Source organism: Acinetobacter sp. AOR12_HL (assembly GCF_027855275.1).
Classification (GTDB): Bacteria; Pseudomonadota; Gammaproteobacteria; order Pseudomonadales; family Moraxellaceae; genus Acinetobacter; species Acinetobacter baumannii.
On the sequence record NZ_JAKTIJ010000031.1, the window covers coordinates 1 to 5,414 of the forward strand.

The 5,414-nt window shown below is 38.0% G+C and carries 6 protein-coding genes and 4 pseudogenes; 6 read left to right on the plus strand and 4 right to left on the minus strand.

The genetic code is table 11. The features are described 5' to 3' along the window. Nucleotides 1-1,034 (minus strand): IS256 family transposase (locus tag MKL36_RS15750; protein WP_139872501.1); only part of this gene is annotated, 1,034 nt, incomplete at its 3' end. A 72-nt stretch (nucleotides 1,035-1,106) separates the two neighbouring features. Between MKL36_RS15750 and MKL36_RS15755 the strand changes: the two are divergent. The 3 genes and pseudogenes from MKL36_RS15755 to MKL36_RS15765 all read left to right on the plus strand — a co-directional run. Then, nucleotides 1,107-2,125: pseudogene (locus tag MKL36_RS15755) on the plus strand (phage terminase large subunit family protein); the annotation flags it as partial. 39 nt (nucleotides 2,126-2,164) lie between these two features. After that, nucleotides 2,165-2,707 (plus strand): annotated as a pseudogene (locus MKL36_RS15760) (DUF4055 domain-containing protein); the annotation flags it as partial. Nucleotides 2,708-2,745: 38 nt separating this feature from the next. After that, nucleotides 2,746-2,970, plus strand: a complete 225-nt coding sequence (locus MKL36_RS15765; RefSeq protein WP_016653391.1) for a hypothetical protein — start codon at nucleotides 2,746-2,748, stop codon at nucleotides 2,968-2,970. A gap of 283 nt (nucleotides 2,971-3,253) precedes the next feature. On the opposite strand, the gene MKL36_RS15770 is transcribed toward MKL36_RS15765, so the two are convergent. The 3 genes and pseudogenes from MKL36_RS15770 to MKL36_RS15780 form a co-directional block, all read right to left on the minus strand. After that, nucleotides 3,254-3,541: a helix-turn-helix domain-containing protein gene (locus MKL36_RS15770; protein WP_001258992.1), complete on the minus strand. Its 288-nt coding sequence runs from the start codon at nucleotides 3,539-3,541 to the stop codon at nucleotides 3,254-3,256. Further along, nucleotides 3,528-3,737, minus strand: a pseudogene (locus tag MKL36_RS15775) (type II toxin-antitoxin system RelE/ParE family toxin); the annotation flags it as partial. The pseudogene MKL36_RS15775 and the gene MKL36_RS15770, both read right to left, overlap by 14 nt. A 255-nt stretch (nucleotides 3,738-3,992) precedes the next feature. After that, entirely contained in the window at nucleotides 3,993-4,313 is a 321-nt protein-coding gene (locus MKL36_RS15780; protein ID WP_016653393.1) for a type II toxin-antitoxin system Phd/YefM family antitoxin, read from the minus strand. 187 nt (nucleotides 4,314-4,500) lie between these two features. Between MKL36_RS15780 and MKL36_RS15785 the strand changes: the two genes are divergently transcribed. The 3 genes and pseudogenes from MKL36_RS15785 to MKL36_RS15795 form a co-directional block, all read left to right on the plus strand. Next, the gene (locus tag MKL36_RS15785) at nucleotides 4,501-4,629 is read left to right on the plus strand and encodes an AAA family ATPase (protein ID WP_002123981.1); all 129 of its coding nucleotides are present in this window, start codon (nucleotides 4,501-4,503) and stop codon (nucleotides 4,627-4,629) included. Nucleotides 4,630-4,682: 53 nt separating this feature from the next. Next, nucleotides 4,683-4,889, plus strand: a complete 207-nt coding sequence (locus tag MKL36_RS15790; protein ID WP_236769086.1) for an AAA family ATPase — start codon at nucleotides 4,683-4,685, stop codon at nucleotides 4,887-4,889. Beyond that, nucleotides 4,817-5,362: pseudogene (locus MKL36_RS15795) on the plus strand (IS5-like element ISAba13 family transposase); the annotation flags it as partial. The gene MKL36_RS15790 and the pseudogene MKL36_RS15795, both read left to right, overlap by 73 nt. Between the last annotated feature and the right edge of the window lie 52 nt (nucleotides 5,363-5,414).

Sequence of the window (5,414 nt, forward strand, 5' to 3'; positions counted from 1 at the left end):
ATCACGCTATTCAATGATTCAATTGCATTTGTTGTATAAATCGCATGACGTATTTCAGCAGGATAGCTAAAGATCGTTCGGATATTTTCCCAATTTGCCCGCCAGGATTTTCCAATTTTTGGATACTGATGATTCCATTGATCGCAGAAGATACCTAGGGAATTTAAAGCATTTTCTTCTGTACTTGCCTGATAGATCGCCTTCAATCCTGCTGTTACAGCTTTGTAGTCCTTCCAGCTCACAAATCTCAGGCTATTGCGTACAACATGCACGATACACAGCTGGATGTCAGTATGAGGGTAGACAGAGGCTATCGCATCAGGAAAGCCTTTTAGCCCGTCTACACAGGCAACAAGAATATCTTGCACTCCTCGATTTTTAAGCTCTGTCATGACTGACAGCCAGAATTTGGAACCTTCTGTTTGAGCAAGCCACCTGCCAAGAAGTTCTTTTTGGCCATCCAAGTTAATGCCTAATGCTAAATAAACTGATTTATTGATTACTGTTGAATGCTGACGAACCTTAACAACAATGCAATCTAAATAGACAACAGGATAAAGACTATCGAGTGTTCTATTTTGCCATTCTGTCACTTGTTCAATGACAGCATCCGTTACCTTACTAATAAGGGAGGCAGATACATCGGCATCGTACATTTCTTTAAAAAAAGCAACAATTTCTCTATTTGTCATTCCTTTCGCATATAGCGAAAGAATTTGATCATCCATGCTAGTAATGCGCGTTTGATGCTTCTTAATAATCTGTGGTTCAAAAGAGCCGTCACGATCACGAGGGATATCTAAAGCAAGCTGCCCATCTTGTGTTAGAACTGTTTTGGAGCTAAAACCATTACGTGCATTAGATCCTTTCTTAGGTTGATGCTTTTCATAGCCTAAATGTTCAGAAGGCTCAGTATTCAGAGCGGTTTCGATCATGAACTTTTTAAATATGGCTGTCATTTGGTTTAAATCTTCAGGAGTTTTTAAACCTTTAGCTAATTCAGCTGCCATACTTTTGATTGTAGCTTCATCCATGTGAAGTACCTCTTTTTATTATCCTCAGTAGGATAAATGAAAATTAAGTACTTACACAAAATTTAGAACAGTCCCAATGAAACTGAATGTTCAATTACTTTAAGAAGTGGCCATATTATCCGTGTCGTTGGTCTAGATAACTATGATGACCTTCGTGGATCTGGTTTATTTTTCTTAATTATTGATGAATGGGCCGACTGTAAATGGGCTGCATGGGAAGAAGTGCTTCGCCCGATGCTTTCTACCTGTAAGTATATGGTGAACGGCGAACAGCGAGTTGGTGGCCATGTTTTAAGAATTGGTATGCCTAAAGGCTTTAACCATTGTTATGACACATTCATGGATGGTCAGCCAGGGCATGAACCAGACTGTAAAAGCTTTTCTTACACTTCATTACAAGGTGGAAATATTCCTGAGTTTGAAATCATTGTTGCTAAACGCAAAATGGATCCTAAGACATTTAGTCAGGAACATGAAGCAAGCTTTGAGAGCTATCAAGGTGTCATCTACTATTGTTTTAACCGGTTGCTAAGTGCATCAAGTGAAACAGTTAAGGTTAATGATGTTCTTCATGTGGGAATGGACTTCAACGTAACTAAAATGGCTGCTGTGGTATATGTTCGCCGTGGTGAGCATATGCTGCGGTAGATGAGTTCTTTAATCTATTCGATACTCCAGCAATGATTGAGGCTATCCAAGAGCGATATCCTAATCACGAGGTTGCAGTTTATCCCGATGCTTCAGGTGAGAATCGAAAGTCGAGTAATGCTAGTGAGACAGATCTGGCTTTATTAAGAAAGGCAGGTTTTAAAGTTCATGTGAATAGTCGAAATCCAGCAGTAAAAGATCGTATTAACTCAATGAACGGTATGCTCTGCAATACATTATCTGAGCGCAGATTATTCGTAAATGTAGATAAATGTCCTCACTTTGCTAAATGCCTAGAGCGACGAATCTATGATGATTATGGACAGCCGGATAAGAGTGCCGGTTTTGACCATATGAATGATGCAGGTACATATCCAATCGCTTATTTATTCCCGATCGACAAGAAATCTGTTGGAGTTCGAAGAATTCGCGGGATGTCTTAAACAATGCACCTTTACAGGTGATTTTTTATTGGTGTTTTTATGGCAGTTACTGATAAACATCCGCAGTATATTGCTGCACAAAAAAGCTGGTTGGTTATGCGTGACGCCGTAGCAGGTGAAGAGCAAATTAAACATGCACAAACTAAATACCTAGCTAAATCGACCGGAATGATTGAGGCTGAAAAGCAAGGAGATACGACTGGAGAGATTTATAAAGCCTATCTAAGTCGCGCTCAGTATCCATTATGGGTTCAGGATTCATTACGCACGATGATTGGTTTATTTTCAAAGCTGGAACCTAACATCGTAATTGAGAGTTCTCTGTTAAAGGGTTTAATAGAGAATGCAACCAATGATGGATTTGGCCTTAAACAGCTCTTCATTAGAATTTGTCTTGAACTTCTAGTATTTGGTCGTTGTGGTTTGCTAGTGGATGTTGATTCCAATGGGGTTCCTTACTTTGCGCTTTATGAGGCGCTTTCAATCATTAACTGGAAGGAAAACAGCATTGGTGGGCGAAAAGATTTAAAGCTTTTGGTGCTCGTGGAGCAATTTGATAATAGTGAAGATGAATTTGGCCATAACAGGATTATTAGCTAATTTTAAGGTGTTGGTATTATATGAAAAAGATTATTTTTTTAAGCTTAGTTCTTGGTTTGGTAGGGATTAATGGTTGCTCAAAGGTGGAAAAAGAGTCAAAAGAAGCTATCTTAAGCACCTTAAAAGATCCTGATTCAGCCCAATTCCAAAATATAAAAGGATATTGCGGAGAGGTAAATTCTAAGAATAGCTACGGTGGTTATTCAATTTGCAATAATTTGGGAAGCACACTGCACTCCAAATAAATTATCTTTAAAATAGCGCAATGAGTGTGTAAAGGATGCATATAATCAGTCTCTTATAATGGATGCAAGGCTTAAAGGGGTTTCCAAGGAAAGCTTAAGGAATGAAATACTAACAGACAAAAATGCATCAAAAGCAGAAATTCAAGAAGGCTTAAGAGATATTGATCGTGCGTATAACAGTAATTTCAAAGATAAGGGTCTATAGGCACAGGATGTTGTTGCTAAATGTGTAAAGTTGATTGATTAGTGAATTGGTAAAAAGCACCCTAGGGTGCTTTTTTATTTAGACAAAACGCACTTCAACATGTTTACCAATTGCCGCAGCATATTTTTGCAATGTGGCAATAGATGGTGATGGTTTGCCTGTGATCAATGCTTTTTCTAGCCGTGAAACGGCAGGTACATTTGTTCCCATGCGTTCCGCGATTTGCGCTTGGGATAGACCTGCCTCTCGAAGTGCAGTAAGTACCATATCGAGCAAGGGCATTTCTTCACGTTCAATTCGTTCGTATTCGGTACGCACTGCTGAACGAGATAATGCTAGTGCTTTCATTTCTTCATGTGTTCGCATTTTTCACCTCTTTCATGCGGTCAAGTGCTAGGTTTAGATCTTGCTTAGGTGTTTTTTGGGTTTTCTTAACAAAACTATGGAGCATTACAATGCGTTTACCGACTAGTGTGCAATACATAACACGAGCAATACATTCTTGAGATTTTAAGCGCAACTCAAATAGTCCTTTACTCATTGGTAATGTGTGAGATTCTCCTAAGTTTGCGCCGGGGGTGAGTCTATTACTTTACCCAGTGCATTATTTAATATAGTTCTATAGACATCCAAGCGTTCTTTGTAATTTTCAATAAACTTAGTCAACTCTATGTCATCAGGGCTACTTAACTTACGAAAATGTTTTCACTTCCTATTATTTCACGAAAATCAAAGCTCATTGTGCAACGAATATAAATATAAGATGACTTTTAAATCAGCTTGTCTCTAATCTCGAATCCGCTAATATCCTCAAAAGCTATTTTTCTTGTCCATTTACTTCTTCAAATACACCTTTGTGGTTCAAAAGCATGTGTTTGGTCGGTTGACCAGTGAGCTGATTAATATCCAAAAGATCATAAACCATTTGTTGTCCTAGCTGTTCACGCCGGACGGCTTCAACAATTTCCTGCATGTTTTGAAATTCTTCAAAACTCAGAACAACAGCTTCGGGCGTATTCTTCGTATAAACAAAAACAGGTTTATGACTTTCTTTGACACATTGAACAATTTTGCTCCAAGATTTGCGAACATCAGACGCAGAAACAATCGCACCGTTTATAAAAGTTAATCGACTCATATCTAAGACCTTATACTGGATGGCAAAAATTAAATCACTTTAGAATATTGTTCCGAATGTAAGAAAACGACCGTTATTTATTATGGGGCTATTATATATTTCTAAAATTAGTAGATGATATTTGTATGTAACTATATAATCTAAAAAAATAAATTTTAAATCGTGCAAATTAAAAATAGGGAAAGCTATGCTTACTGGAGTCTATATAAATAATGTTGCTACTTATAGTGTACCAACACAATTAGATGGTTTAAAGCAGATAAATTTTATATTTGGGGCAAATGGGTCTGGAAAAACTACAATTGTAGAATTATAGATCAACCATTAGGCTACACACATTGTTTACTTCAATGGCTTGGTGAAGAACCAATAAAAACTCTAGTCTATAATAAAGATTTTATTGATCGTAATTTCAATCAAGAAAATACCGTTAAAGGAGTTTTTACTCTAGGTGACGATCAAGTTGAGGCAGAAGGTCAAATTGCTTTATTGCGTCCACAAATGAGGGTGAATGGAAGCGTAAAAAACATCAGCCTGAATATCGTCGTCAATGGCGTAAATTACATATGGGTATAGATGCTAAAACCTTACAAATACGCGCTGTTCAGCTCACAACCAACAATGTGAGTGATTCACAGGTACTTGGTGATTTACTCGATCAGATTCCACAAGATGAGAGAGTTGACTCCGTCTATACCGATGGAGCTTATGATACCAAACAGTGCCGACAGGTCATTGCGAATCGGCAAGCACATGCAGTGATTCCACCAAGAAAAAATGCGAAGCCATGGAAAGATAAAAAGATGAGCTCGCTAGAACGCAATGAGTTGCTTCGAACAGTTAAACGTTTAGGAAGAACTATTTGGAAGAAATGGTCAGGCTATCATCGGCGAAGTTTGGTTGAAACCAAGATGCATTGCATCAAATTATTGGGGGATAAACTCAGTGCGAGAAATTTTCAAAGCCAAGTCAATGAGATTCATGCACGTATGGCAGTATTAAATAAATTTACGGACTTAGGCAGACCACATACCCGAGTTGTCACTTAAATTTGAGTAGATATGAGAAGTCTTAACTTTTAAATCTTTGTGCAACAAAGCC

Bases quoted from the DNA above. Each gene is read 5' to 3' on its own strand.
- MKL36_RS15785 (WP_002123981.1), top strand. From the start codon at position 4,501: ATGCTTACTGGAGTCTATATAAATAATGTTGCTACTTATAGTGTACCA.
- MKL36_RS15770 (WP_001258992.1), bottom strand. From the start codon at position 3,541: ATGCGAACACATGAAGAAATGAAAGCACTAGCATTATCTCGTTCAGCA.
- MKL36_RS15765 (WP_016653391.1), top strand. From the start codon at position 2,746: ATGAAAAAGATTATTTTTTTAAGCTTAGTTCTTGGTTTGGTAGGGATT.
- MKL36_RS15780 (WP_016653393.1), bottom strand. From the start codon at position 4,313: ATGAGTCGATTAACTTTTATAAACGGTGCGATTGTTTCTGCGTCTGAT.